This window comes from Comamonas sp. F1-6 (assembly GCF_039581415.1).
GTDB lineage: Bacteria > Pseudomonadota > Gammaproteobacteria > Burkholderiales > Burkholderiaceae_C > Comamonas > Comamonas thiooxydans.
Genome location: NZ_JBCPWN010000021.1, coordinates 31,794 through 57,073 on the forward strand (window position 1 = coordinate 31,794; position 25,280 = coordinate 57,073).

General features: G+C 63.7%; 17 protein-coding genes and 1 pseudogene. 16 read left to right on the top strand and 2 right to left on the bottom strand.

All coding sequences use genetic code 11. From position 1 onward, the window contains the following. Positions 1–29 precede the first annotated feature (29 nt). The gene (locus AAIL66_RS18975) at positions 30–6,635 is read left to right on the top strand and encodes an Hpt domain-containing protein (RefSeq protein ID WP_343497451.1); all 6,606 of its coding nucleotides are present in this window, start codon (positions 30–32) and stop codon (positions 6,633–6,635) included. A 180-nt stretch (positions 6,636–6,815) separates the two neighbouring features. Here the strand turns inward: AAIL66_RS18975 and AAIL66_RS18980 are convergent, their stop codons facing one another. Beyond that, a complete protein-coding gene (locus tag AAIL66_RS18980) occupies positions 6,816–8,306 on the bottom strand; it encodes a deoxyribodipyrimidine photo-lyase (protein WP_343497452.1) in 1,491 nt (496 codons plus the stop codon). A gap of 22 nt (positions 8,307–8,328) precedes the next feature. On the opposite strand from AAIL66_RS18980, the gene AAIL66_RS18985 reads away from it, so the two are divergent. The 9 genes and pseudogenes from AAIL66_RS18985 to AAIL66_RS19025 all read left to right on the top strand — a co-directional run bounded on the left by AAIL66_RS18985 (position 8,329) and on the right by AAIL66_RS19025 (position 17,471). Further along, positions 8,329–8,928, top strand: coding sequence for a YqgE/AlgH family protein (locus tag AAIL66_RS18985; protein WP_003051525.1), 600 nt, complete (start codon positions 8,329–8,331; stop codon positions 8,926–8,928). Next, positions 8,925–9,437 (top strand): Holliday junction resolvase RuvX, encoded by a 513-nt coding sequence (gene ruvX, locus AAIL66_RS18990; RefSeq protein ID WP_343484345.1) that lies wholly within the window; start codon positions 8,925–8,927, stop codon positions 9,435–9,437. Before AAIL66_RS18985 ends, ruvX begins: the two co-directional genes overlap by 4 nt. Further along, on the top strand, positions 9,434–9,964 hold the full coding sequence (gene pyrR, locus AAIL66_RS18995) for a bifunctional pyr operon transcriptional regulator/uracil phosphoribosyltransferase PyrR (protein WP_003071172.1): 531 nt from the start codon (positions 9,434–9,436) through the stop codon (positions 9,962–9,964). Before ruvX ends, pyrR begins: the two co-directional genes overlap by 4 nt. Before the next feature lie 11 nt (positions 9,965–9,975). Then, positions 9,976–10,929 (top strand): annotated as a pseudogene (locus AAIL66_RS19000) (aspartate carbamoyltransferase catalytic subunit); the annotation flags it as partial. 207 nt (positions 10,930–11,136) lie between these two features. Beyond that, positions 11,137–12,429, top strand: coding sequence for a dihydroorotase (locus AAIL66_RS19005; protein WP_343497453.1), 1,293 nt, complete (start codon positions 11,137–11,139; stop codon positions 12,427–12,429). Positions 12,430–12,616: 187 nt separating this feature from the next. Then, a complete protein-coding gene (locus tag AAIL66_RS19010; protein ID WP_052053008.1) occupies positions 12,617–13,378 on the top strand; it encodes a lysophospholipid acyltransferase family protein in 762 nt (253 codons plus the stop codon). Positions 13,379–13,428: 50 nt separating this feature from the next. Next, entirely contained in the window at positions 13,429–14,337 is a 909-nt protein-coding gene (locus AAIL66_RS19015; protein ID WP_343497454.1) for a LysR family transcriptional regulator, read from the top strand. Between the two features lie 103 nt (positions 14,338–14,440). Then, positions 14,441–15,829 carry an 8-oxoguanine deaminase gene (locus AAIL66_RS19020; protein ID WP_343497455.1) on the top strand — a complete coding sequence of 463 codons (1,389 nt, stop codon included), beginning with the start codon at positions 14,441–14,443 and terminating at the stop codon, positions 15,827–15,829. A gap of 286 nt (positions 15,830–16,115) precedes the next feature. Beyond that, complete coding sequence (locus AAIL66_RS19025; protein WP_034353916.1) at positions 16,116–17,471, top strand: nucleobase:cation symporter-2 family protein; 1,356 nt, start codon at positions 16,116–16,118, stop codon at positions 17,469–17,471. Positions 17,472–17,489: 18 nt separating this feature from the next. On the opposite strand, the gene AAIL66_RS19030 is transcribed toward AAIL66_RS19025, so the two are convergent. After that, positions 17,490–18,500: a tripartite tricarboxylate transporter substrate binding protein gene (locus tag AAIL66_RS19030; protein ID WP_343497456.1), complete on the bottom strand. Its 1,011-nt coding sequence runs from the start codon at positions 18,498–18,500 to the stop codon at positions 17,490–17,492. A 133-nt stretch (positions 18,501–18,633) separates the two neighbouring features. Between AAIL66_RS19030 and arsC the strand changes: the two genes are divergently transcribed. From arsC to AAIL66_RS19060, 6 genes are all read left to right on the top strand, one after another. Beyond that, on the top strand, positions 18,634–19,014 hold the full coding sequence (arsC, locus tag AAIL66_RS19035; protein ID WP_343497457.1) for an arsenate reductase (glutaredoxin): 381 nt from the start codon (positions 18,634–18,636) through the stop codon (positions 19,012–19,014). A gap of 171 nt (positions 19,015–19,185) precedes the next feature. Further along, positions 19,186–20,727: a Do family serine endopeptidase gene (locus tag AAIL66_RS19040; protein WP_034378226.1), complete on the top strand. Its 1,542-nt coding sequence runs from the start codon at positions 19,186–19,188 to the stop codon at positions 20,725–20,727. A gap of 283 nt (positions 20,728–21,010) precedes the next feature. Further along, a complete protein-coding gene (locus AAIL66_RS19045; protein ID WP_343497458.1) occupies positions 21,011–22,594 on the top strand; it encodes an ATP-binding cassette domain-containing protein in 1,584 nt (527 codons plus the stop codon). A gap of 85 nt (positions 22,595–22,679) precedes the next feature. Next, positions 22,680–23,084 carry a hypothetical protein gene (locus tag AAIL66_RS19050; RefSeq protein ID WP_063664748.1) on the top strand — a complete coding sequence of 135 codons (405 nt, stop codon included), beginning with the start codon at positions 22,680–22,682 and terminating at the stop codon, positions 23,082–23,084. A 146-nt stretch (positions 23,085–23,230) separates the two neighbouring features. After that, complete coding sequence (locus AAIL66_RS19055) at positions 23,231–23,890, top strand: response regulator transcription factor (protein WP_034378164.1); 660 nt, start codon at positions 23,231–23,233, stop codon at positions 23,888–23,890. Then, the gene (locus AAIL66_RS19060; RefSeq protein ID WP_343497459.1) at positions 23,887–25,254 is read left to right on the top strand and encodes an ATP-binding protein; all 1,368 of its coding nucleotides are present in this window, start codon (positions 23,887–23,889) and stop codon (positions 25,252–25,254) included. Before AAIL66_RS19055 ends, AAIL66_RS19060 begins: the two co-directional genes overlap by 4 nt. The last annotated feature ends 26 nt before the right edge of the window (positions 25,255–25,280 follow it).

The following is a 25,280-nucleotide window of genomic DNA, read 5'->3' on the forward strand; positions in this document are numbered from 1 at the left end:
ACGACCCTTGAGGGTTAAGGAACTAGAGCATGTCAGTGGTTGACGACTCGCCAATACGTACAGCCATGTCTGCAACTGCAGAGCAGGATCTGGGCCCGCTGGCCTGGGTGCTCGATGAAGTGCGCAAGTCGCTGGAGGCAGCGACCAAGGCTGTGAGCCGTTTCATGCGCGATGCGGATGCGGCCCGTTTGTCTGATCTAGAGGAGTTGGATACATCTGCACTGCGCATTGCACGCCAGCAGCTGCATCAGGCCTGCGGCGCTCTGGAGATGGTGGGGGTCACCGCCCCGGCTCAGGTGCTGCGCAGCATGGAAGCTGCGGTCAACCGCTTTGTACAGCGTCCCGAATACTGCACGCAGGAAGCCGCGACCACGCTGGAGCGCACGCACTTCGCGCTGATGGAATTTCTGGAGGCCGTTCTGGCCGGTCAGCAGGTCTCGGCCGTAGCCCTGTTCCCCCAGTATCGTGAGACCCAGGTGCTGGCCGGCAATGACAAGGCCCACCCGGCTGACCTATGGCCTGCCGAGCGCCGTGCACGCGAGCCCCGCTGGACCGGGACCATGCCGGAGCCGCTGGCCTATGGTCCACATGCACGTGCCATGCTGGACGGCGTGGTGCTGCGCATGGTCAAAAGCGACGACCGCGAGGCGGCAGCCCAGATGTGCGAGCTTTGCCGGCGCTTTGCGGCAGCTCAGTCCGAAGATGTGGCGGCGCGCAGTTTCTGGAAGATTGCTGCGGCCTTCTTCGACGGCCTGGCACGTGGACTCATCACTGCCGATATCTACGTCAAGCGCATGGCTTCGCGCGTGCTCATGCAGTACGCCAGCATGGCCAAGGGCGACAGCCTGCCACCCGCACGCCTGCTGCAGGACCTGATGTTCTTTTGCGCGCAGGCCAAGCCCCGCGAGCAGGCCGGTGAGAGTCTGAAGGCCGTACACGAGGCCTATGCCATGGAGCAGATGCCGGTGGTGGACTACCACGTGGCGCGCTATGGCCGCTTCGATCCCTCGGTGCTGGTGCAGGCGCGCAAGCGCATTGCGGCCGCCGCCGAGACCTGGTCAGCGGTCGCCGGCGGCGACCGCAGCAAGATCAGATCCATGGCCGAGCAGTTCGGACTGGTGTCCGAGTCGCTGGTCAAGCTGCAGCCTGTCAGCCACGGGCTGGCGCGCGCGCTGATTCGTGTGGCGGAGACGGTGGAGCGCATTGGCGAGCCGCCACCAGCCGAGCTGGCCATGGAGGTGGCGACTGCGGTGCTGTATCTGCAGGCCAGCTTCATGACGGCCGGGCATGACGACGAAATACAGGCCGCCCAGTCCAGCGTGCTGGTCCAGCGTCTGGATGCGGCTTTGCATGGCGCGCAGTCCGAGCCGCTGGAAATCTGGATGGAGGAGCTCTACCGTCAGGCCAGCGACCAGCAGACCATGGGATCGGTGGTTGGAGAGCTGCGCATCACCCTTGGCGAGGCAGAGAAGCAGCTGGATCTGTTCTTTCGCAATCCCGCGGACACATCGGTGCTGGCCTCGGTACCGGGCCAGATGGCGCAAATGCGTGGTGTGCTGTCGGTGCTGGGATTCGAGCAGGCCGCGACCGCCATGCAGCGCATGCGTGACACCGTCGAGCACCTGATGCTCGGTGAGGTGACGGTCGAGAATCAGCCTCGCATCTTCGAGAAGCTGGGCAGCAGTCTCGGCGCCATGGGCTTTCTCATCGACATGCTCAGCTACCAGCGCAATATGGCGCGCAAGCTGTTCGTCTATGACGAGGAAAAGGACGAACTGCGCATCGTCATGGGTCATAGCCGCAGTCGCGGCCCCGAAGCCTTCCGTCCCACCGTGGATATTCCCATGGATGGCGTACCGTCTTCTGGACAGACTCCGGTCGCGTCGGCTGCCGTGATTGCTGCTTTGGCAGTGGAGCCCTCGGTCGCCGCACCGCCACCGCCTGTCGAAGTGAGACCAGTTCCCGTTGCTGTGGCGCAGCCAGAGCAGCTGCAAGTCAGGCACATCGAGGACGAGGACACCCCGCCGTGGGCAGTGACCGAGCCAGGTGCCTTGCCCGAGTTTGAGGCAGCACCCGCACCAGCCGTGGCAGAGTCGGCCGGCGTTGGCTCCGATGCCCTGGCCGATGCCATGGCTCAGGTGTTTGCGGGCATGCAATCGGGCAAGCAGGCAACTGACGAGGCGGGGGGCGCTCGGGATCTGGCAGCGGCAGTCGCAGCTCCGGAGGTCGTGCCTGCGGCTGCTACGGTGCCGGCAGCCGAACTGAACACTGTAGATCTGGACGGCGACGATGAGCTTCTGTCCATCTTTCTGGAGGAAGCCCGCGAAGTCGTGGATAACGGCTTGCAGGCCCTCAAGGTTTTGGCGGAGGAGCCCGGCAATCTGAGCGAGCAGACCACGCTGCGCCGTGCGTTCCACACGCTCAAAGGCAGCTCGCGCATGGTGGGGCTGGATGAGTTTGGTGAAGCCGGCTGGGCCATGGAGCAGATGCTCAATGCATGGCTGGCAGAGCAGCGACCCATGCCGCAGGCCATGCAGCAGCTGGCTCAGGATGCCCTGAAGGCCTTTGCCGTCTGGGCACAGGATATCGAGAACCAGCAGGCGCAGAACTGGTCGGCCACGGCCTTCCGTGCCGCCGCCGACGCCATGCGTCTGCAGGGCGAGCGTGCCGAGGTGGCCCTGGTTCCGCGTCGTGGCGAGCGCGCCCAGCGCCTGGAGTCGGCCGAGGCGGCAGCCGCTGCGGATGCGCCCGTGCTGGAGCTGCCTGTAGCGTCCGAGCCGATCGCCGAGCTGCAGTGGCCACTGGAGCCACAGACCGTGGCCGCAGAGCCCGTATTTGCGATGCCTGAGCTGGAGTTCCCGCAAGAAGAGCTGTCTGCGCAGCCAGATCAGGAGCCGGTGGCTGAGCTGGAGGCGGCAGCAGCCGACTTTGCCTTGCCGGAACTGGATATTCCTGACGATCTGCTGCATCAGCTTCAGGCACCCGATGCGCTTGACGTGTCCGCATTGCCTGCTCTGGAGTCGGCGGCAGAGCCCGAGTGGATAGAAGAGGGCGCCGGGGAGGTTCAGCCTTCGCTGCAGGAAATCACTGCGGCAGAAGAGGTGCAGGAGCTGGATTTTGCCGCCTTCGAAGCGGCCATGCGTGAAAGCGAGCAGGCTGCCATAGACATGCAGACTGCCGTGGAGCCCCCCGCCATGGACGCAGCTACCGGGGTGCCGGCCGCTGTGGAGATGGCGCTCGAGCTGCCGTCTGCAGAGGCTGCGATCGAGCTGGAGGCCATTGAAGCCTTGCTGGATGGCGTGCCCGATCCCGTCGTGGCCGAAGAACCCGCTCAGCTGCCGGAGCCCGAAGTCTCGGCGATTGAGCCGGTGCTCGAACAGACCGAACAGACCGAACAGACAGGTGAGCCGGACGACGGCTATCGCAATATAGACGGGCTGCGCATCAGCGCAGCGCTGTACAACGTCTATCTCAACGAAGCAGACGAGTGGTCAGAGCGACTGGGTGAGGTGTTGCAGCAGTGGTCGCAAGAGCCAACTGCCGTCATTCCCGACGACGCGATCGCGCTGGCGCATTCCCTGGCAGGCAGCTCCGGCACCGTGGGCTTCAAGGCCTTGTCGGAGCTGGCGCGTTTGCTCGAGCATGCACTGCTGCATCTCCAGCCTCAGGGCTATGCCGGCGCGCTGCAGATTCAGCAATGCGTGACCGCATCCGATGAAGTGCGCCGCTTGCTGCATCAGTTTGCGGCAGGCTTCCTCAAGGACGCTTTACCCGCTGTCGAAGACGCGCTGCGTGAAATCCTGAATACTCCGATCGATGCCGGTGCAGCAGCTGAAACTGCCGATCTTGAGCTGTCCGATCTGGCCGAGCTGGATGAGGCCGAGTGGCCCGAGGTGCAGGCGCTGCAGCCGCCTGCAGATCCCAAGGACTTGCCTCTGGACTTTGCTGCAGAGCTTTCGCAGGATGGGGCCTTGCCCGAGCTTGCGGGTGATGGACTCAAGGATGTGGCCGAAGAAGACGCGGGAGCATCGGTAGCCGACCCGTTGCTGGATGCCGTGTTAAAAGCCGCAGATCAGGCACCGTATTCCATGGTGCCTGCCGCAGGCAGCGTGGAGCATGAGGCCGAACTGCAGCGCCGCATCGATGAAGCCATCGCGCTGGCGGTGCATGCCGGTGATGACGAAGACGATATCGATGTGCTCGATCAGGTCGATGCCGACCTGTTTCCCATTTTCGAGGAAGAGGCCATCGACCTGCTGCCCAAGCTCGGTGCTGCACTGCGCCGCTGGCATGGGCGCCCGACGCTGGATGAGGCTCGCAACGAAGCCCTGCGCGCTTTGCACACTATCAAGGGCAGTGCCCGCCTGGCGGGCGCCATGCGCATGGGTGAGATGGCCCACCGCCTGGAGTCGGCGGTGGAGCGTATTGACCAGGAGCGTCCCGCAGCCGAAGCGATCGAGCCGCTGCTGAGCAGCTTTGACGCTTTGCAAGCCAGCTTCGATGTGCTGCGCATGGCCGGTGAGCAGGAGCCCGAGCAGCCGCTGGCTCAACTGGACGATCTTCTTGCTCAGGCGCCTCTGCATCTGAGTGCGGCGGAGTCTGCTGTAGAGCAAGCAGCGGATGCTCAAGCCGGAGAAAAGACTGCCGCAGATTTTGAGCAGGCCATTGAGCTGCCGGCGCCGGTGGTGCCGCGTCCTGCGTCGCAGCAGACCGTGCGTGTGCGGGCGCAGCTGCTGGACCGCTTGATTTCCCAGACCGGTGAAGTGCTGATTGCCCGCTCGCGTGTCGATGCGCGGCTGTCGCAGGCGCGTTCGGCGCTCAATGACTTGACGGGCAACCTGGAGCGACTGCGCACGCAGCTACGCGACATTGAGGTGCAGGCCGAAAGTCAGATGCAGTCGCGTCTGGCCCTGTCCAAGGACACGGCAGCCGGTTTCGATCCGCTGGAGTTCGACCGTTTCACCCGCGTGCAGGAACTCACGCGCATGATGGCCGAATCGGTCAACGACGTGGCCACCGTGCAGCGCAATCTGCAGCGGGATCTGGCCGCTGCCGAAGACGATCTGGTGGCCCAGGGCCGGCAGGCACGTGATCTGCAGCGAGATCTGCTGCGCACGCGCATGGTGGAGTTCGACTCCTTTGCCGAGCGTCTGTACGCCGTGGTGCGCCAGACGTCCAAGGAAATGGGCAAGCAGGTGCGCCTGAACATCCTGGGCGGCACCATCGAAATGGACCGCGGCATGCTGGAGCGCATGATGCCGGCCTTCGAGCATCTGCTGCGCAACTGCGTGGCTCATGGCATCGAGTCGCCCGAGCGGCGCCAGGAGCTGGGCAAGCCGGCTGTCGGCACCATCGAGATCGTGCTGAGTCAGGAGCGCAACGACGTGGCGCTGTCCGTGGAAGACGACGGGGCCGGTCTGAACCTGGAACGGATTCGCGCCAAGGCCATCAGCCTCAAGCTGTGGACCGACGAGCGTCATATGACGCTGGAAGACGCGGGGCGCCTGATCTTCGAGCCGGGCTTCAGCACGGCCGCCGAGGTGACGGGTGTTGCCGGCCGCGGCATCGGCATGGATGTGGTGCGTTCCGAAGTCAACGCCCTGGGCGGTCGTATCGAAACCCATACCGAGCCAGGCCGCGGCAGCGCCTTCCGTCTGGTTGTGCCGTTGACCACGGCCGTGACCCAGGTGGTGATGCTGCGCATGGGCGCCGTGTCCATGGGCGTGCCCGCCAACCTGGTGGAAATCGTGCGTCGCGTGCCCGTCGATGTGCTGGAGGAGAGCTACCGCAAGCAGGAGTTCCAGGACGGCAGCGAAGTCATGCCTTTCTATTGGGCCGGCGCGCTGTGGCAAAACTCGCTGCGCAGCGAGGAAAACCTCGGTCGCACGCGCCCCGTGGTGATTGTGCGCAGTGCCTCGCAGCGTGTGGCGCTGCATGTGGACGAAGTGCTGGGCAACCAGGAAGTGGTGATCAAGAACCTGGGCCCGCAGTTGTCGCGTCTGCCAGGCCTTACCGGCATGTCCGTGCTGCCCTCGGGGGCCGTGGTGCAGATCTACAACCCGGTGGCGCTGGCCAACGTCCATGGCGAGCAGGTGCGTGCCATGCTGGCCAGGGCCGAGCAGGCCGCAGCCGATGGCGAACTGCAGGCTCTCTCAGGCGGTGCCGATCTGCTGGGCGCCGAAGCTTCGCAGACCACGGTGCCGCTGGTGCTGGTGGTGGATGACTCCATCACCGTGCGCCGCGTCACCCAGCGTCTGCTGCAGCGCGAAGGCTACCGCGTCACGCTGGCCGCTGACGGGCTGCAAGCCATGGAGCGTCTGCAGGACGAGCGCCCGACCCTGGTGCTGTCGGACATCGAAATGCCGCGCATGGACGGCTTTGATCTGTTGCGCAATATCCGCGCCGATCAGACGCTCGAAGGCATGCCGGTGGTCATGATCACTTCGCGCATTGCCCAGAAGCATCGCGAAATGGCCCGCGATCTGGGAGCCAATCACTATCTGGGCAAGCCTTATTCCGATGAGGAACTGCTGGGGCTGATCCAGCATTACGCTTTGCAGCGCAGCGGCCCCGCGCCTGAGCGCAGCCCGCTCAACGGGTTTGCGGCCGAGGAGTCGGGAGTGGCTGTCGAATAAGGTTTGCTCCTCATAACAGAGCGGCTTGCGCTGATCCAGATTGCATTTCAGATTGATATTGATCTGAAATACATGAAGGCCGTGCGCAAGCCGCTTCTTTTTTGAGTGACAGCCTATTGGACGGCTGGCAGCCGAGTACACCCGGATGTGGAGCTCCGCAGGGCCTGGAGCCAGGAAAGCTCAAGTTTCTTTCTTGAGGATTCCGTAGCGCGCCAGGGTTTTCTCCCGCGCCGCCGCATGATCCACGACGGGCAAGGGATAGTCGCGCCCCAGTGCGATGCCTGCTTCGGCCAGTTCCAGCGGCTTGGCCAGCCAGGGGGCATGCCGCAGTTTGGCCGGCAAGGGCGTCAGCTCGGGGACGTAGCGCACGATGAACTTGCCGTCCGGATCGAACTTCTCGCTCTGGGTCACCGGGTTGAAGATGCGGAACCAGGGCTGGGCATCGCAGCCCGTGGAGGCCGCCCATTGCCAGCCGCCGTTATTGGCCGCCAGATCGAAGTCATTGAGCTTTTCGGCGAAATAGGCTTCGCCCCGGCGCCAGTCCAGACCCAGGTCCTTGACCAGAAAGCTGGCCGTGACCATGCGCAGCCGGTTGTGCATATAGCCGCTGGTATTGAGCTGGCGCATGGCGGCATCGACCAGCGGGTAGCCGGTGCGGCCTTCGCACCAGGCGGCGAAGAGGGTGTCGGCCTCGGCTCCCGTCTCCCATTCGATGGCGTCATACGCCGGCTTGAAGCTGCGCTCCACCACATAAGGCTGGTGGGCCAGGATCTGGAAGTAGAAGTCGCGCCAGATCAGCTCGCTGAGCCAGGTGGCCGCCCCTTCGCGTGCCGCGGCAGACCAGTCCTCGTTGTGGGCCGCCTCATGGGCGAGGCGGGCCAGCTCGCGTATCGACACAGTGCCAAAGCGCAGATGTACGCTGAGATAGCTGGGCCCCTTGAGGGCCGGAAAGTCGCGTGCCGTCTTGTACTGCGGCAGGCGTGGCAGAAAGTCGGCCAGCAGCTGGCGCGCGCCGCTGACGCCGGTGGGTAGGCGCAGGCCGGCCAGCGTGTCCGGGGCAAAGCCCAGCTCGGCGGCCGTGGGAATCGGGCGGCGCTCGGTGTCCGGCAGATCGGCCAGCTTGCTCGCCAGATCGCGCTCGCTGGGGTAGGCCGAGAGATAGAACGGTGTGATTTTCCGCAGCCAGGCGTTCTTGTAGGGCGTGAAGACCGAAAATGGCGACAGGCTCTGGGTCAGTACCTCGTCGCGCGCAAAGATGCGGTGGTCCTTGAAGCGCAGCAGCAACTGCCCCTGGGTCTTGAGGCTGCGCGCCACCTGGGCGTCGCGGGCGATGGCCGCAGGTTCGTCGTCGTCGTTGCAGAAGACGGCGCCCGCGCCCAGCTGCCGGGCCAGGGCAGGGATGAGGTCCTGGGGCAGGCCGCGCCGCGTGATCAGCCCGGTCTGCGGACGTCCCGCGGTCTCGCGCAGGGCGGCATCCAGCTCGGTCAGACTCTGGCAAATGAACTCCACGCGGCGGTCGGCGCGGGGCAGGGCGGCAAGAATGCTGTCGTCGAAGACAAAGACGCAATACAGCTTTTCACATTGCTGCAATGCGTGATAAAGGGCCGCGTTATCGGCCAGACGCAGGTCGCGCCGCAGCCAGATCAAGCCCACAGGGTAAGAAGGAGTCATGGATCGCCAGTAAAATCGCTGCATGTCTGCAGAATCTGCGCCTATCAACTTGACGCACCACTTCCTGATTGCCATGCCCGGCCTGGAAGATGAGTCGTTTTCGCGCAGCGTTGTCTACCTGTGCGAGCATAGCGAGCGTGGCGCGCTCGGTCTGATTATCAACAAGCCCTCCAAGCTCAGCCTGCAAGGCCTGCTGCAAAAAGTGGATTTGGGTCTCAAGCGCGATGATTTGCGCGATCAGCAGGTCTTCACCGGTGGCCCGGTGCAGACCGATCGCGGCTTTGTGCTGCATGAGCCCATGGTCATCGAAGGCGCACCCGAGAACGAATCGGCCTATGCCTCGACCATGACCATTCCAGGCGGTCTGGAGATGACCACGTCCAAGGATGTGCTCGAAGCCCTGTCTGACGGTGCCGGCCCCAAGCGCGTGCTGGTCACGCTGGGCTATTCCTCCTGGGATGAAGGCCAGCTCGAATCCGAGATCGGCGAAAACGCCTGGCTGACTGTGGAAGCCGACCCCGAGGTGATCTTCAGCACCCCGGTGGACGAGCGCTATGACCGCGCTCTGGGCCTGCTGGGTTTGCAGCGTTGGATGTTGTCCCCAGAGTCGGGTCGCGCATGAACGATATTTCCTCTTCCAACAAGGCCGCCGATGCGGCCTTTTCCTCGACTTTTTCCTCGGCCGAAAATGCGGCTGCCAGGCCTGCATCGGCGCCCGCACCGCAAAAGCCCGAGGTGCCGGCCCATTTCCAGCAGTTCCTGGGCTTTGACTTCGGCATCAAGCGCACGGGCTGCGCCTCGGGCAACCGCGTGCTGGGCGGCGCCAACCCGCTGCCCACCATCAAGGCCGAAGCGGCGGATGCACGCCTGGCCGCGGTGGAAAAGCTGATCCGCGAGTGGCAGCCCAACGCCCTGGTGATAGGCGTGCCCTACCACCCCGATGGCGCGGCACACGAGAACACGGCCCGGGCCCTGAAATTCGGCCGCCAGCTCAGAAGCCGCTTCAAGCTGCCGGTGTACGAGGTGGACGAACGCTACAGCACGACCGAAGCCCTGGCGGGTGGCGCACGCGACGCCGACGCGGCTTCGGCCTGCATCATTCTTGAACAGTTTTTGAGGAGTCTCCCATGAGTGAAACCATTGCAGGAAACCAGCCGGGACAAGGCAGCCTGATCCTGGACGCCGAAGCCCTGTATAGCGAGCTGCTGCGCGGCGTGCAGCGCATCATGGGCCCCAATACCCGTCTGGCGGGCATCACCTCGGGCGGCGCCTGGCTGGTCGAGCGCCTGCACAAGGATCTGAACCTCAAGGGCAAGCCCAGCGTGCTGTCTTCCTCGCTGCACCGCGACGATTTTGCCCAGCGCGGCATGGCTTCCAGCGCCCAGACCCAGATCGCCTTCGATGTGAACGGCGCCGATGTGCTGGTGCTCGATGATGTGCTCTACACCGGCCGCACCGTGCGCGCCGTGCTCAACGAACTCTATGACTACGGCCGTCCCGCTAGCGTGCGACTGGCCGTCCTGGTGGACCGGGGAGGGCGCGAGCTGCCCATCCAGGCCGACTTTGCCGCAGCGCGCGTGGCGCTGCCGGCCGACCGTTCCCTGGCGCTGGCGCGCGACGAGGGCGGTGTTTTCCACTTCCGCATTCAAGAGGCCTGATCGTGCTGTACAAGCGCAACCCCCAACTCAACAAGAACGGCGAGCTGATCCACCTGCTCTCCACCGAAGGCCTGTCCAAGGACATCCTGACCCAGATTCTCGACACGGCCAGCAACTTCGTCAGCGTCAACGACCGTGAAGTCAAGAAGGTGCCTCTGCTGCGCGGCAAAAGCGTGTTCAATCTGTTCTTCGAGAACAGCACGCGCACCCGCACCACCTTCGAGATTGCGGCCAAGCGCCTGTCGGCCGACGTCTTCAACCTGGACATCGCGCGCAGCTCGGCCAGCAAGGGCGAGACCCTGCTGGACACCATCGACAACCTCTCGGCCATGGCGGCCGACATCTTTGTCGTGCGCCACAGCGAGTCGGGCGCCCCCTATCTGATCGCCAAACATGTGGCGCCCCATGTGCATGTGGTCAATGCCGGCGACGGTCGCCATGCCCACCCCACACAGGGCCTGCTGGACATGTACACCATCCGCCACTACAAGCAGGACTTCTCCAATCTGCGCGTGGCCATCGTGGGCGACGTGCTGCACTCGCGCGTGGCGCGCTCGGACATCCACGCCCTGACCACGCTCGGCGCTGCCGAGGTGCGCGTGGTCGGCCCGCGTACCCTGGTGCCCTCGGACATGGCCAGTATGGGCGTGCGCGTCTTCCACAATCTGGAGGAAGGCATCAAGGACTGCGACGTCATCATCATGCTGCGCCTGCAGAACGAGCGCATGAGCGGGGCGCTGCTGCCTTCGAGCCAGGAATACTTCAAGAGCTTCGGCCTGACCGAAAAGCGCCTGGAACTGGCCAAGCCCGATGCCATCGTCATGCACCCCGGCCCCATCAACCGCGGTGTGGAGATCGACTCCGCCGTGGTGGACGGCCCGCAGGCCGTGATCCTGTCTCAGGTGACCTTCGGTATCGCCGTGCGCATGGCTGTCATGTCGATCGTCGCGGGGAATGAGGCTTGAACACCCCCTGAGCGGCTGCGCCGCTTCCCCCTCTCTCGCGATGCGGGAGGGGGACGACACCCTCGCGTCGGGGCGGCCCTAGCTTGGTGTCCCATGCGAAAGTCGACGAAGCAAACTGCAGTTGCTGGTGGTGACGGTTTTTAGAGATATTTTTATAGCTGCTAGCGCTTGTGTGGCAAGGGCTGGAAGCCAATTTGGTGCCAAACCATGAAGATTTTGATTCGCAATGGCCGGGTGATGGACCCGGCACGAGGTTTTGACCAGCAGGCCGATATCGCCGTCGATGGCAGCGTGATCGCCGCGATCGGCACGGTGCCCGAAGGTTTTGTGGCCGAGCGTGAAATCGACGCCTCCGGCCAGTGGGTGCTGCCCGGTCTGGTGGACCTGGCCGTGCGCCTGCGCGAGCCCGGTCACGAGCATGAAGGCATGCTGCAGTCCGAGATGGCGGCTGCCGTGGCCGGTGGCGTGACCAGCCTGGTCTGCCCGCCCGATACCGAGCCCGTGCTCGACGAGCAAGGCCTGGTGGAAATGCTCAAGTTCCGTGCCGAGAAGCAGCACAAGTCGCGTCTGTTCCCCATGGGCGCGCTGACCGTGGGACTCAAGGGTGAAACGCTGACCGAGATGGCCGAGCTGACCGAGTCCGGCTGCGTGGCCTTCGGCCAGGCGGATGTGCCGCTGTCCAGCATCACCACGTTGAGTCGTGCGCTGAGCTACGCCAACACCTTTGGCTATGCCGTGTGGCTGCGCCCGCAGGACAAGGATCTGGGCAGGGGCGTGGCCGCCAGCGGCGCGCTGGCCACCCGCATGGGTCTGGCCGGGGTGTCCGTGGCGGCAGAGACGATTGCGCTGCACACCATCTTCGAGCTGATCCGTGGCTCGCAGACCCGGGTTCACCTGTGCCGCATCTCCAGCGCCGCCGGCGTGGAGCTGGTGCGCCGAGCCAAGGCCGAAGGCCTGAATGTGACTGCCGACGTGTCCATCAACTCGCTGCTGCTGACCGAGAACGACATCGGCTACTTCGACAGCAGCGCCCGTGTGGTGCCCGTGCTGCGCCAGCAGCGCGACCGCGATGCGCTGTCTGCCGCGCTGGCTGACGGCACCATCGATGCGCTGGTTTCCGATCACTGCCCGGTGGACGAAGACGCCAAGGTGCTGCCTTTTGCCGAAGCCGAACCCGGTGCGACCGGCGTGGAGCTGCTGCTGTCCATTGCCGTGAAGTGGAGCCGCGACTACAAGGTGCCGCTGAACCGCGCACTGGCTGTCGTGACTTCGGCTCCCGTGGCCGTGCTGGGTAGCGCCCTGGGCGAGCAGCAGTCCCTGCTGGGGCAGCTCAAGGTGGGCGGCGTGGCAGATCTGTGCATCGTCGACCCCGAGGCGGAGTGGACGGTCGATCCCAAGGCGCTGCAAAGCCAGGGCAAGAGCACGCCGTTCAACGGCTATGAGCTGCCTGCGCGCGTGGTAACGACTATCGTCGACGGCGCTGTCGCTTATCAACGATAGGCTCCCCCTGAGCGGCTTTGCCGCCTCCCCCTCTCTCGATGCGTTGCATCGGGAGGGGGACGACACCCTCGGTGCGCGGCGGCGCTTCCTCGGTGCCTCTGACTTTGCATTGCGCCAGTCTTAGGCGCTTGCCGGTTTCAAGTTGCAGCAACTGAGTCACAACGAGCCGCTACACTGTTTGAGAATCATGGCAAACGGCTTGCACAAAATCAAAACCGGCTCGCGTGCGGTATGGCGCGGACTGCGTCTGCTGGCCCATGTGGCCAAGGGCGCCTGGATCGTGGCGTTTCGCTTTCCGCAGCTGCACTACCTGCAGCAGCACGAGCATGTGCAGGCCTGGGCTGCAACGCTGCTGCTGCGGGCCGGGGTGCAACTGCAGGTCAAGGGGCAGCCACCGGCCAAAGGGCCGGTACTCATGGTCAGCAACCATATCTCCTGGCTCGATATTCCGCTGCTGCACGCGGCGCGCCATTGCCGTTTCATCTCCAAATCCGACGTCAAGGGCTGGCCCATCATCGGCACGCTGGCGACGGCCGCAGGCACGCTCTACATCCAGCGCAGCTCGCGCCGCGATGCGGTGCGCATGGTGGGAGCCATGGAAGAGGCCTTCAAGCGCGGCGAAATCCTTGCCGTCTTTCCTGAAGGGACGACGGGCGATGGACGCAGCCTGCTCTCGTTTCACTCCAATCTGCTCGAAGCCGCCGTGCAATGCGATGCGCCGGTACAGCCCGTGGGGCTGCGCTTTGTCGATGGCAAGACAGGCAGCACCAGCTATGCCGCGACCTATGTCGGGGACGAGACCTTGCTGGGCTCCATCTGGCGCGTGCTTTGTTCGGAGCAGCTGATTGCCGTGGTGCACTATGGCGAGGCGCAGAGCGCACAAGGGCGCGACCGCCGCGCATGGGCCAAGGACTTGCACACCGAGGTGGACAGGCTGCGCCAGAACTAGGTGCTGTGCCGGCGCTTTGCGCGCCCAGTCAAACCCTGTAGGCTGCGCGCATGCACGCCAGAGTTTTGCGCTATCTCGATGAAGTGGTTCGCCGCGGCTCCATCCGCAAGGCGGCCGAGCACCTGCATGTGGCTCCCACGGCCGTGAACCGGCAGATTCTCGACCTGGAGGCCGAACTGGGAGCGCCGCTGTTCGACCGCATCCACAACCGCCTGCGTCTTACGCCTCTGGGCGAAATGGTGCTGACCCATGTGCGAAGCACCTTGCGCGAACATGCAGCGCTGCGCGAGCGCATTGCCGACTTCAAGGGCATGCGGCGTGGCGAGATCACTGTGGCGGCGACGTCGGGTCTGGCGGGCTCCTTGCTGCCATCGCTGGTGCATGACTTTCGCAGCAGCCACCCGGGGATGGTCGTGCGTGTCATCGACTTGCCCACGCAGGCCATTGTGTCTGCCGTGGAAGCCGGGGAGGTGGACCTGGGCCTTGCCTACGATCTCACGCCCAGACCCGGTTTGCGCATGCTGGCGGCCAGCGAATGGCAGATTGGAGCCGTCCTGCCTATCAAGCACCCGCTGGCCCATCATTCGTCGCTGCTGCTCAGCGAATGCGTGGGTCATCCGCTGATTCTGCCTGCACCGGCTCTGACCATACGCAGTCTGCTCAACGAAGCCTTCGCGCGCAGTGCCATCGAGGTGACGCCGGTGGCCGAGTCCACCTCCATGGCCTTGATACAGCGCCTGGTCATGCTTGGCGAGGGCATTGCCTTGCTCAACGCTCTGGATGTGCTGGAGGAGCTGGATCGCGGCTCGCTGAGCTTCGTGCCTCTGCGCGACGCACATCTGCAGCGCCAGACCCTGATGCTGTTCGTGCGCAAGGGCGCGGAGTTGAGTGCCGCTGCTGCACTCATGGCGGCAAGCATCGAATCCGCGCTGGCGCGGCTCTACGCCAGAAAACACTGATTCACTGTCCACATTTTGTGGACATGCTTGGCTGAATTCAGCGCTATCGCGCGCTTGGGTGCCTCTCTAGACTTGCGCTTCTTGTTTAGAGAGGAAGAAACCCATGACCCTGATTGCCCTGAATGCCGACGTACTGGTCACCATGGATGCGCAACGCCGCGAGATCAAGGACGGTGCGCTGGTGGCGGACGGCCCGGCCCTGCTGTGGGTGGGCGCAACGGCCGAGTTGCCGGCGCAATACCGCCGCATGGCCGACGAGGGCCAGGCGCGCGTGCTGCACATGCGCGGCAAGGTCGTGACGCCGGGCCTGGTCAACACCCACCATCACATGTACCAGAGCCTGACGCGTGCCGTGCCGGCCGCCCAGGATGCCGAGCTGTTCTCGTGGCTGCAGAACCTCTACATGCTGTGGTCGCACCTGACGCCCGAGATGATCCATGTCTCGACCCAGACCGCCATGGCCGAGCTCATGCTGTCGGGCTGCACCACGACCAGCGACCATCTGTACCTGTTTCCCAATGGCTCGCGCCTGGACGATTCCATTGTGGCTGCGCAGCAGATGGGTATGCGCTTTCACGCCGCGCGCGGCTCCATGAGCCTGGGCCGCAGCAAGGGCGGCCTGCCGCCCGATGTGGTGGTGGAGGAGGAAGAGGCCATCTTGCGCGACAGCCTGCGCCTGATCCAGCAATACCACGACGGCTCGCGTCACTCCATGCTGCGCGTGGTTCTGGCCCCATGTTCGCCGTTCTCGGTGACGCGTAATCTGATGCGCGAATCGGCGGTGCTTGCGCGTGCGCACGGTGTCTCGCTGCACACCCATCTGGCCGAGAACGACAACGACGTGGCCTTCTCGCGCGAGAAGTTCGGCCTGACCCCGGCGCAATACGCCGAGGACCTGGGCTGGGTGGGGCGCGACGTCTGGCATGCGCATTGCGTCAAGCTCGATCCCGAAGGCATTGCGCTGTTTGCGCGCACCGGCACCGGTGTGGCGCACTGTCCATGCTCCAACATGCGCCTGGCATCGGGCATCGCACCCATCCGCAGCATGCGCGATGCCGGCGTGTCCGTGGCCCTGGGTGTGGACGGCAGTGCATCGAACGACGGTGCCCACATGCTGGGCGAGGCGCGCCAGGCCATGCTGCTGCAGCGCGTGGGCTACGGCCCGGCGGCCATGAGTGCCCGAGAGGCGCTGGAGATCGCCACGCTGGGCGGTGCGCGCGTGCTCAACCGCGACGACATCGGCGCACTGGCTCCCGGCATGTCTGCCGACTTCGTGGCCTTCGACATGGAAGACGTTGGCTATGCGGGTGCTGGCCACGACCCCGTGGCAGCACTGGTGTTCTGCACGCCGGCCAATGTGTCCAGCAGCGTCATCAACGGGCGTGTGGTGGTCGAGGACGGGCGTCTGCTGACCGCCGACCTGCCGGTGGTGCTGGGCCAGCACCGCAATCTCGCGCGCAGCCTGTTCGAGCGAGCCACAGCAGGACATTGAGACTTTTCGGTGACGGTCATCGCTGGTCCATTGCGATGGCTGGACATCGGTGTGAGAGAGATTCCAAGCCTTTGTGGCACTGGAAGAAAAGTGGGCTCGGGACTGGTGTCAGGTGACTTGGAGTGCCAGAAATTCTTTCTCGATGCTGGACAAGCTATACGGCGCCGCGCATGGGCTGTATCGGCAACGGCATATGAGAGCTCCCGGTTGCGTGCTTAGTCTTGTGGCCTTCGCGGGGAAGCCTATTCCCCGGCGATTGCATACCTAAAAAACAGGAGACAAGACCATGGAAAAGCTGCTTTACGGGGTGGAAGACCGTCCGCCCAGCCTCATCACCACCACGCTGCTTTCGCTGCAGCATCTGCTCGCCGCGCTGGGCGGCATCATCGCCGTGCCGCTGGTGTTCGGCGGCGCGCTCAAGCTGCCGGCCGACCAGATCGTGGCCCTGGTCAATGCGGCGCTGCTGGGCTCGGGCGTCGTCACCATCATCCAGTGCCGTGGCGTGGGACCTGTCGGCATACGCCTGCCCTGCGTGATGGGTACCAGCTTCGCCTTTGTCGGCGCGGGCATCAGCGTGGGACTGGAGCATGGTGTGCCCGGCATCCTGGGCTCTTCGCTCGTGGGCTCGCTGGTGATGATCGTCGGCAGCTTTTTCATGCCGGTGATCCGTCGCTTCTTTCCGCATACCGTGACCAGCGTGGTTGTGACCATGATCGGGCTGTCGCTCACGCCCGTCGCCGTGGACTGGGCCGCCGGCGGCGTGGGCAGCGGCAGCTACGGCGCCGTGGGCAATCTGGCGATTGCGGGCTTTGTGCTGGCGCTGGTGATCGGCTTTGTGCAATGGGGCAAGGGCGTGATCTCGGCATCGGCCGTGGTGCTGGGCATTGCCTGCGGCTATCTGCTGTGCCTGGCCCTGGGTCTGATCGACTTCACCCAGGTGCGCGAGGCGCCGATCTTCGCGATTCCGCAGCCACTGCATTTCGGCATGAGCTTTCCGGTATCGGGCATCGTCGCCATGTCCATCGCCTTTCTCGTAACCATTGTCGAGACCACGGGCACTTTCATGGCCCTGGGGGCGGCAACGCGGACGCCGATCCGCGGCAAGCGCCTGGCCAGCGGCATGCTGTGCGACGGCGTGGGTTCGGCCTTTGCCGCCGTGATGTCGAGCCCGCCGGTTTCCACCTTCGCGCAGAACGTGGGCGTGGTCTCGCTCACGGGCGTGGCCAGCCGCCATGTGGTGATGCTGACCGGCGTGATGCTGCTGCTGGCCGGACTGTTTCCGGTGCTTGGCGCGCTGGTAGTGACGATTCCCCAGCCAGTGCTCGGCGGTGCGGGCCTGATGATGTTTGCCATGATCATCCTGGCGGGCATCCGCATGCTCAGCGGTGCAGAGCAGACGCGTCGCAGCGGCCTGATCATTGCAGTCTCGCTGGGCTGCGGCCTGGCCGTGACGGTGCGCCCCGATCTGCTCTCCAAGATGCCTGCCTTTGTGCGCGAGGTGTTCGGCTCGGGTATTACCGTGGGTGCGCTGGTGGCCGTGGGCCTGAATCTGCTGCTGCCGGGGCGCGAGTTCGATGCCCACGAGGAAGAGCTGGAGTCCGCAACGGCAGCCCCGGTTGCAACCAGTTCCGCCGCAGCCTGAAGCGCAGGCCCTGGGCGCTTAAAACGTCATCTTGCTGTCGATGATGACCTTGCGCCAGCGCGCGAGGTCCTTGACGATGAGATCGGCAAAGACCTTGGGCGTGCTGGGCATGGGCTGGGCGCCTTCGCTTTGCAGACGCTCGAGGATGGCGGGGCTTCGCAGCGAGGCATTGATCTGCTGATTGATCCTGGCGACCACGTCGGCGGGCATATTGGCAGGGCCGACCACGCCATACCATTGGTCGGCCTCAAAGCCGGGCAAGCCTGCTTCGGCCACGGTAGGCACATTGGGTAGTGCAGGGATGCGCTGAGGTGATGAAACGGCGATGGCCTTGATCTGGCCTGCGCGGATCTGCGCAAGCACGGCGGGAATGTCGGTGAACAGGGCCTGAACCTGACCGGCCACCAGATCATTGACGGCCGGGGCCGTGCCCTTGTAGGGCACATGCTGCATCTTCAGCCCTGCTTGCAGGCTCAGATAGGCCATGGTCATATGCGCGGCGCTGCCGTTGCCGCCCGAACTGAAGTTCACTGCGCCCGGGTTGGCCTTGGCGTAGCTGATGAACGATGCCAGATCATTGACCGGCAGCGATGGATGCACGACCAGCACGTTGGGCACACGCGCCACCCAGGCCAGAGGCGTAAAGCTCTTGATAGGGTCGTAAGGCAGCTTGGGGTAGAGCGTGGGTGTAACGGCCAGCGTGCCCACATGACCCATGAGCAGGGTGTAGCCATCGGCACTGGCCTTTGCCACGCGGTCCGCGCCGATGCTGCCGCCTGCGCCGGCAACGTTTTCCGGCACCACGCTCTGGCCCCAGGCGGTCGTCAGCTCATGACCTATGGCGCGACCCAGAATGTCGGCGGAGCCGCCGGGCGTGAACGGAATGACCATGCGTATGGCCTTGCTGGGGTACCTCGAGTCCTGTGCCAGAGCTGTGCCGGTCAGACCGCCCAAGGCGGTGGCCGCAGCCCATTGGCTCCATTGGCGGCGGTTCAGAGTGAAGGGATCGCATGCGGTGAAAGCGGGCATATTGTCTCCTCATGATGTTTTGCAGGCAGTCTATGAGATGGCGCTCTGCCTGGCTCTGGCGCAGCCGGCATAGCTGCTATGCAGTGACTGCCTGCCAAGCCTTGGACAGGCACAGGCTCGCTACACTGCAGTCATGACTACAAGTACAGACACCCCCGTGAATCGCCCTGACATCACCATTTTTCACAACAGCCGCTGCAGCAATTCGCGCGGCGCGCTGGCGCTGCTGCGCGAGCATGGCATCGAGCCCAATATCGTCGATTACATCGCCACGCCGCTGACGGCGCCAGAGTTGGCAGAGCTGATGGCACACCTGGGCGTTCCGGTGCGTGACTTGCTGCGTACCAAGGAGGCTCAGTTCAAGGAACTGGGTCTGGACAACGCAGCGGTCAGCGATGTCCAGCTGATTCAGGCCGTGGCTGCGAATCCGGTGCTGCTCAATCGACCCATTGTGGTCACCCCCAAGGGGGCCAAGCTTTGTCGCCCGCCGGAGCTGGTGCTGGATCTCATCTGAGCGAGGTGGGTTGCAGATTGAAAATGGCCTGAACTCCTTGAGCTGCCGATGCAAGCAGCTTCTGGTTCAGGCGCATTGGTGAATACCGCAAGCGCCTAAGTCTCGCCTAAGTGTGGACGTTCAAACTTCCCTTCAACGACACCGATCCGGTGCTTTTTTGAAAGGATGACCATGAACACAATTCTCTCCACACCCCGCCGATTGGTCATGGCCCTGGTGGCCGCTGGTGCGATCGGCGCACTGGGCGCCACCGGCGCCGGCCTGGTGGGAACCCGCAGCGCGGCCCAGGCGCAGGTGACGCAATCTGCGGCGGTTGCGCAACCTGCAGCCCTTAACCTGCCTGCGGTAAATGCTCCCAATTTTGCAGATATCACGGCGCGCAACGGCGCGGCCGTGGTCAATATCAGCGTGGTGGGCTCCTCTCGCGCCATGAGCGACGATGAAGGCGACCAGACCAGCGAACGTCAGCCACAGGGTCAGGGCATCAGCCCCGATGACCCCTTCCTTGAGTTCTTCCGCCAGTTCGGCTTTCCTGGAATGCCGGGCGGGCAGGGCATGGGGCCACGTGCGCAGCAGCCTGATACACCCATGCGCGGCCAGGGCTCGGGCTTTATCGTCTCCAGCGACGGCGTGATTCTGACCAATGCCCATGTGGTGCATGGCGCCAAGGAAGTGACGGTCAAGCTCAACGACCGTCGCGAGTTCAGGGCCAAGGTGCTGGGAGCCGACCCCAAGACCGATGTGGCGGTACTCAAGATTGACGCTGCCGGGCTGCCCACGGTCAAGCTGGGCCAGACCAGCCAGTTGCGTGTGGGCGACTGGGTGCTGGCGATCGGCTCGCCCTTCGGCTTTGAGAACAGCGTGACGGCTGGCGTGGTGAGTGCCAAGGGGCGTTCTCTGCCCGATGATTCCTTTGTTCCCTTCCTGCAGACGGATGTGGCGATCAACCCCGGCAACTCCGGTGGCCCGCTGTTCAACGCACAGGGCGAGGTCGTGGGCATCAACAGCCAGATCTACACCCGCTCGGGCGGGTATCAAGGGGTGTCGTTTGCGATTCCCATTGAGCTGGCAACCCGTGTGCAACAGCAGATTCAGGCAACGGGCAAGGCCCAGCATGCCAAGCTGGGCGTGAGTGTGCAGGAGGTCAATCAGGCCTTTGCCGATTCCTTCAAGCTGGATAAGCCCGAAGGTGCATTGGTGGCCAGTGTCGAAAAGAATGGCCCTGCCGCCAAGGCCGGACTGGAACCGGGCGATGTGGTGCGCAAGGTGGATGGCAAACCCGTTGTTGGTTCGGGCGATCTGCCAGCCTTTATCGGCCAGGCCTTGCCGGGGCAGAAAGTGACGCTGGAAGTCTGGCGCAAGGGTGAATCCAAGACTCTGAGTGCGACCCTTGGCGATGCCAGTGACAAGGCTGCGAAGGTGGCCAAGTCCTCTTCGGACGCTGACAAGGGAAAGCTGGGGCTGGCTTTGCGCCCCCTGCAGCCTGAGGAAAAAAAGCAGATTGGCGTGGACTCCGGCCTGCTGGTGGCTCAGGCCAGCGGTCCGGCAGCAGCAGCAGGTATCAGCCAGGGAGACGTGCTGCTGTCCATCAATGGTGCACCTGCCGGAAATATCGATGAGGTGCGGGCCGCAGTCGCCAAAGCGGACAAGACCGTGGCCGTGCTGATCTGGCGCGATGGCAACAAAATCTTTGTGCCGGTGCGCCTGGGCTGACTGACGCCCTGACTACGTAGAAAACCGCAACCTTCCGGGTTGCGGTTTTTCTTTATCTGCTTTCATTGATTTAAAACAAAAATATCTGAATGAACGAATATTCTATGAATTTCAACATAATGTTGTCATATTTCAAGAAGTGACGAGTTTCAGGAGAAGTAATGCCATAGACTGCCGGGCCAAAGCATTCATTCGTCTTTTTGACGCCGTTTGGTGGCGATTTGGCGTGACCGCAAATACATCGTGACGGCCCTCGGAGCAGGCGCTGCGAGGGGAAGATTTTTTGGATCAGCAACACAGTCTGCAGGTGCAAGGCCTGGGCGCTTCATATGGTCCACGCGTGGTTTTGGCCGAAGTGGATTTCACACTTCCGCAATCAGGCGTAACCGCATTGCTGGGCCCTGCGGGTACAGGAAAATCCACGCTGCTGCGCACGCTGGCCGGACTGAATGCGGTCAATCCGCGTTTTCGCAGCTGGGGGCAGGTGGTCTATTGCGCTCATCCATTGCGTATGCCTTTGAGCGCCGATGGCGTGCAGGTCTTGCCGCGCCTGGTACAGCAGCATGCCCGGCTCATGCGCGCCAACACCCTGGATGCACTGATCGAGAGGGCGCGCCAGAGCGAGTCACGTGCGCCACTGGAGTGGCGTCAGTGGGTGACTGAACAGCTGCAGCACTATGGCTTTGCCGAGCTGGCCCAGGCTCTGGACAAGTCCACCATGCTGTTGAGCGCGGTGCAGCAACGCGCCGTGGCCATTTTGCGCGAGGCCTGGGCCAAGCCGGCGGTGTTGATGATCGATGAGCCCACGGCTGATCTGGAAGGCTATGAGGCATTTTTGCTGCTGGACGTGATCAAGCAGATCGGTCAGCAGCGCAGTGTGCTGCTGATCACGCACCAGCAGCAGCATGCCCAGGCTGCTGCGCAGCAGATGCTGTTGCTCGCAGGCGGGCGGATCCAGGAAGCCGCAGCAATGGCTGCGTTCACTCAGCGGCCGCTCAGTGCCGCCGGTCAGCAATTCCTGCGTACTGGCAGCTGCGCTGTCCCCATGCCGGGTACGCCTTTGAGTGAGCTGGCTGACGATGTGCTGCCGCCACCTCCCTTGCCTGACGCCGCCTTGGCGGCCATTGCCGAATTTTCCGACCTGCCTGCATCTTCGGCCGCAGTGAGTGAGGTCGTGGCTCCCTTCAAATTGGAGCCCGTGCTGCCTGTGCCAACGTCGGTCTCTGCGTCTGCACCTGCACCTGCACCTGCACCTGCACCTGCACTGTCGCAACCGGCAGCGGTCGCGGCATCTGGCCTGTACTCTGCAACCAGCTACCAGCCTCGCACCGTGAATGCGGCTGTGCTGATGGAAATGCAGCCACTGCTGGCTGCTGAAAATGCCATGCCAGCCAGCCGCGGCCCGAACGGATTTTCCTGGCTGGTGCCAGGGAGGCTGGCAGGTACGCCCTGGCCGGGCGTGGTCCATGACATGGACGCCGACCTCAAGGCCTTGAATCGTTGCGGCGTCACCATGCTGATCACGTTGACGGAAAAGGACTTCCCGCAGGATGCCTTGGCCCGCAATGGGCTCAAGAACTTTCACCTGCCGGTCTATGACCACGAGCCACCGACAGTGGCACAGATGCAGATGCTGCTGGCACGCATGTCGGTCGCCCTGCGCCGTGGAGAGGTGCTTGCCGTGCACTGCCTTGCAGGATTGGGCCGTACCGGAACCGTGCTTGCCGCCTGGCTGGTACGCGAGGGCCTGACTGCCGAAGAGGCGCTGCGCCGTGTGCGATTGATTGACGCTCAGTATGTGCAATCCGAGGCACAGGAAGCGCTTCTTTATCAATTCGAAAACGCATTGCTGCAAAAGATGGCGTGATGTTTTCAAGACCACCAAAGCATGGGCGCTGCGGACTGCAAACGGCCATGACGCGAAAGATTAGCAATAGGAAAGTGAGAGCGTAATGAGTTTGGATACCGTGTTGACGCAGGCCGTGGCTTCGGTCCCCGAGTGCCTGGCCGCTGGTTATGTGGATGCTGCTTCGGGCATGTTGCTGTCGATCCGTACCGTGGATTCCCATCCGCGTGAGGTGATTGATCTGGTGGCGGCTGCTACGGCCGACCTGTTCAACGGCCCCAATGTCTCCATGATCGAGACCATGTTCAAGCGTTCGCGCGGCCTCAGCGATGATGGTCACCACTATTTTCAGGAAATCATCGTCAACAGTGACAACCTGATTCACGTCTTTCTGCGTAGCAAGGCAGTGCCCGACTATGTGGCAGTCTTTGTCTGCCGCCGTACCGTCAACCTGGGCATGGCATTGACCAAGGCACGTATGGCGATGCCGGGCATTGAAGCTGCGGTGTAATCGGCAGCCCTTCATGTGAGGTGGCGGCTTGCCCGCTTGGGGTGGAGCTGCCTCGCTTGCCGCCTTGCGGGCATGCAGGCTGCGTGCGATGCATCCTTTGTTTCTGGTGCTGGGCATTCCCGCTGTAGCGGCGCTATCCTTGCTCCATGCGTTTACTGCTCGTTGAAGATGACACCATGATCGGCCAGGCCGTGCTGGCGCTGCTGCGCGGTGAAGGCTATGTGGTGGACTGGGTTCAGGATGGCGCCCAGGCCGATACAGCCTTGCATGGCCACCAGTACGATCTGGTGCTGCTCGACTTGGGCTTGCCCAAGCTTGATGGCTTGCAGGTGCTGCGCCAGTTGCGTGCGCGCAAGGATGCCACGCCGGTGCTGGTGGCGACCGCCAGGGATGCCGTGCGTGACCGCATTGCGGGGCTGGACGCCGGGGCCGATGACTATGTTATCAAACCCTATGACATGGATGAGCTGCTGGCCCGCATTCGCGCGCTAACGCGGCGTGCGGCAGGGCATCTGGATGCGGTGTACGAGCATGAGGGAATCATGCTCAACCCCAATACTCGCGAGGCCAGCGTGAATGGCCAGCCGGTCACTCTGTCTGGTCGTGAATGGGCGGTGCTGCAGGCATTGCTGGCAAGGCCGGGGGCCACGCTGTCACGTCAGCAAATCGAAGACAAACTCTATGGCTGGGGCGACGAGGTCAGCAGCAATGCCGTGGAGGTCTATATCCACGGGTTGCGTAAAAAGCTCGGCGCTGCCGCAGTGCTCAATGTGCGCGGTCTTGGTTATATGGTGCCCAGGCCATGAGCGAAAACCAAGCATTGCAGCGGCTGAGGCTGCCCGGCTCGCTGGGCGGGCGTCTGTTGCTTTTCATCGGCATGGCGATTTTGCTGGTGGCCGTGCTGCAAGGGGTGTTTGCCTATCGCAATGCACTGGCGCAGACAGATACCCTGTTCGACTACCAGATGCAGCAGACGGCGTTTGCACTGCGGGCGGGTCTGCCGGTCGATGCCAAAGGCAGACCGCAGGGAACGCCTCCCGAAGATGAAAACAACGAGTTCATCGTCCAGGTCTGGACCAATGAGGGACTGAGAATTTTCGAGTCGGCTCTGGGTGATGCCTTGCCCCAGATGGCAGTGCTGGGCTTTGCCGATGTGCCTGCGCGTGGCACGACCTACCGTGTGTTTTCACTGCAGACACGCTCTCAGGTGATTCAGATTGCTCAGGACATGCGCGTGCGTCAGATCCTCGCGCGTGAAGCCGCCTGGAGCAGCTTGCTGCCTGTGGTGCTGCTGTTGCCGCTGCTGGCGCTGGCCGTGTGGTGGGTGATTCGCCATTCACTGACTCCCGTGCAGCGGGTGCGCAGGGAGCTGGCCATGCGTCAGCCTCAGGATCTGGCACCCGTTGCGGAGCATGATCTGCCGGATGAGATGCGCCCGCTGGTAGAGGAGCTCAACAGCCTGCTGCAGCGCGTACGGCAGGCTTTTGAGGCACAGCAGAATTTCGTGGCAGATGCTGCGCATGAGCTGCGCTCGCCGCTGGCCGCGTTGCAGCTGCAATTGCAACTGCTGCGCAAAGCGACGGACAGCTCCGAGCGCGAGTCAGCGCAGGCCCGTCTGGCGCAAGGAATCGAGCGCGCCGGGCGACTGGTGGAGCAGTTGCTTGCATTGGCCAGGCAGGAAGCCAGGCCGCAGACTGAAGATGCGCCGCTGGCTGACTTGCGCGTGCTGGTCGAGCAGGCCCTGGCTGATGCCGCGCCGGCTGCCCAGGCCAAGGGGCTGGACATGGGTCTTAGTGAAGACCCGCAGCAGCAGTCCGCATTCAGCGTGGCCGCAGACGCCGAGGCATTGGCGGTGCTGCTGCGCAATCTGTTGGACAACGCCATCAAATACGTGCCCGCCGGGGGGCGAGTTGATGTGGGCTGGTTGCAGGACGAGCACGGACGTGCACTGGTGGTGGAGGATTCGGGTCCAGGCATTGCACCGGCCGAGCGCCAACGCGTCCTGCAGCGCTTTGTTCGCGGTCAGGGGGCTGGTGGCATGGCCGGCGGCAGTGGCCTGGGGCTGGCCATTGCGCAAAGCATTGCGCAAAGCAGCGGTTCCCAGCTGTGGCTTGACGAGTCGCCGCAACTGGGCGGTCTGCGTGTCAGGGTCCTGTGGCCTCAGTCATAGTCTGACAATCGATTGCTTGAAAATAC

Coding starts and splice junctions, on each gene's coding strand:
- AAIL66_RS18975 (WP_343497451.1), top strand. CDS start 30: ATGTCAGTGGTTGACGACTCGCCAATACGTACAGCCATGTCTGCAACT.
- AAIL66_RS18980 (WP_343497452.1), bottom strand. CDS start 8,306: ATGACTCCTTCTTACCCTGTGGGCTTGATCTGGCTGCGGCGCGACCTG.
- AAIL66_RS18985 (WP_003051525.1), top strand. CDS start 8,329: ATGTCTGCAGAATCTGCGCCTATCAACTTGACGCACCACTTCCTGATT.
- ruvX (WP_343484345.1), top strand. CDS start 8,925: ATGAACGATATTTCCTCTTCCAACAAGGCCGCCGATGCGGCCTTTTCC.
- pyrR (WP_003071172.1), top strand. CDS start 9,434: ATGAGTGAAACCATTGCAGGAAACCAGCCGGGACAAGGCAGCCTGATC.
- AAIL66_RS19005 (WP_343497453.1), top strand. CDS start 11,137: ATGAAGATTTTGATTCGCAATGGCCGGGTGATGGACCCGGCACGAGGT.
- AAIL66_RS19010 (WP_052053008.1), top strand. CDS start 12,617: ATGGCAAACGGCTTGCACAAAATCAAAACCGGCTCGCGTGCGGTATGG.
- AAIL66_RS19015 (WP_343497454.1), top strand. CDS start 13,429: ATGCACGCCAGAGTTTTGCGCTATCTCGATGAAGTGGTTCGCCGCGGC.
- AAIL66_RS19020 (WP_343497455.1), top strand. CDS start 14,441: ATGACCCTGATTGCCCTGAATGCCGACGTACTGGTCACCATGGATGCG.
- AAIL66_RS19025 (WP_034353916.1), top strand. CDS start 16,116: ATGGAAAAGCTGCTTTACGGGGTGGAAGACCGTCCGCCCAGCCTCATC.
- AAIL66_RS19030 (WP_343497456.1), bottom strand. CDS start 18,500: ATGCCCGCTTTCACCGCATGCGATCCCTTCACTCTGAACCGCCGCCAA.
- arsC (WP_343497457.1), top strand. CDS start 18,634: ATGACTACAAGTACAGACACCCCCGTGAATCGCCCTGACATCACCATT.
- AAIL66_RS19040 (WP_034378226.1), top strand. CDS start 19,186: ATGAACACAATTCTCTCCACACCCCGCCGATTGGTCATGGCCCTGGTG.
- AAIL66_RS19050 (WP_063664748.1), top strand. CDS start 22,680: ATGAGTTTGGATACCGTGTTGACGCAGGCCGTGGCTTCGGTCCCCGAG.
- AAIL66_RS19055 (WP_034378164.1), top strand. CDS start 23,231: ATGCGTTTACTGCTCGTTGAAGATGACACCATGATCGGCCAGGCCGTG.
- AAIL66_RS19060 (WP_343497459.1), top strand. CDS start 23,887: ATGAGCGAAAACCAAGCATTGCAGCGGCTGAGGCTGCCCGGCTCGCTG.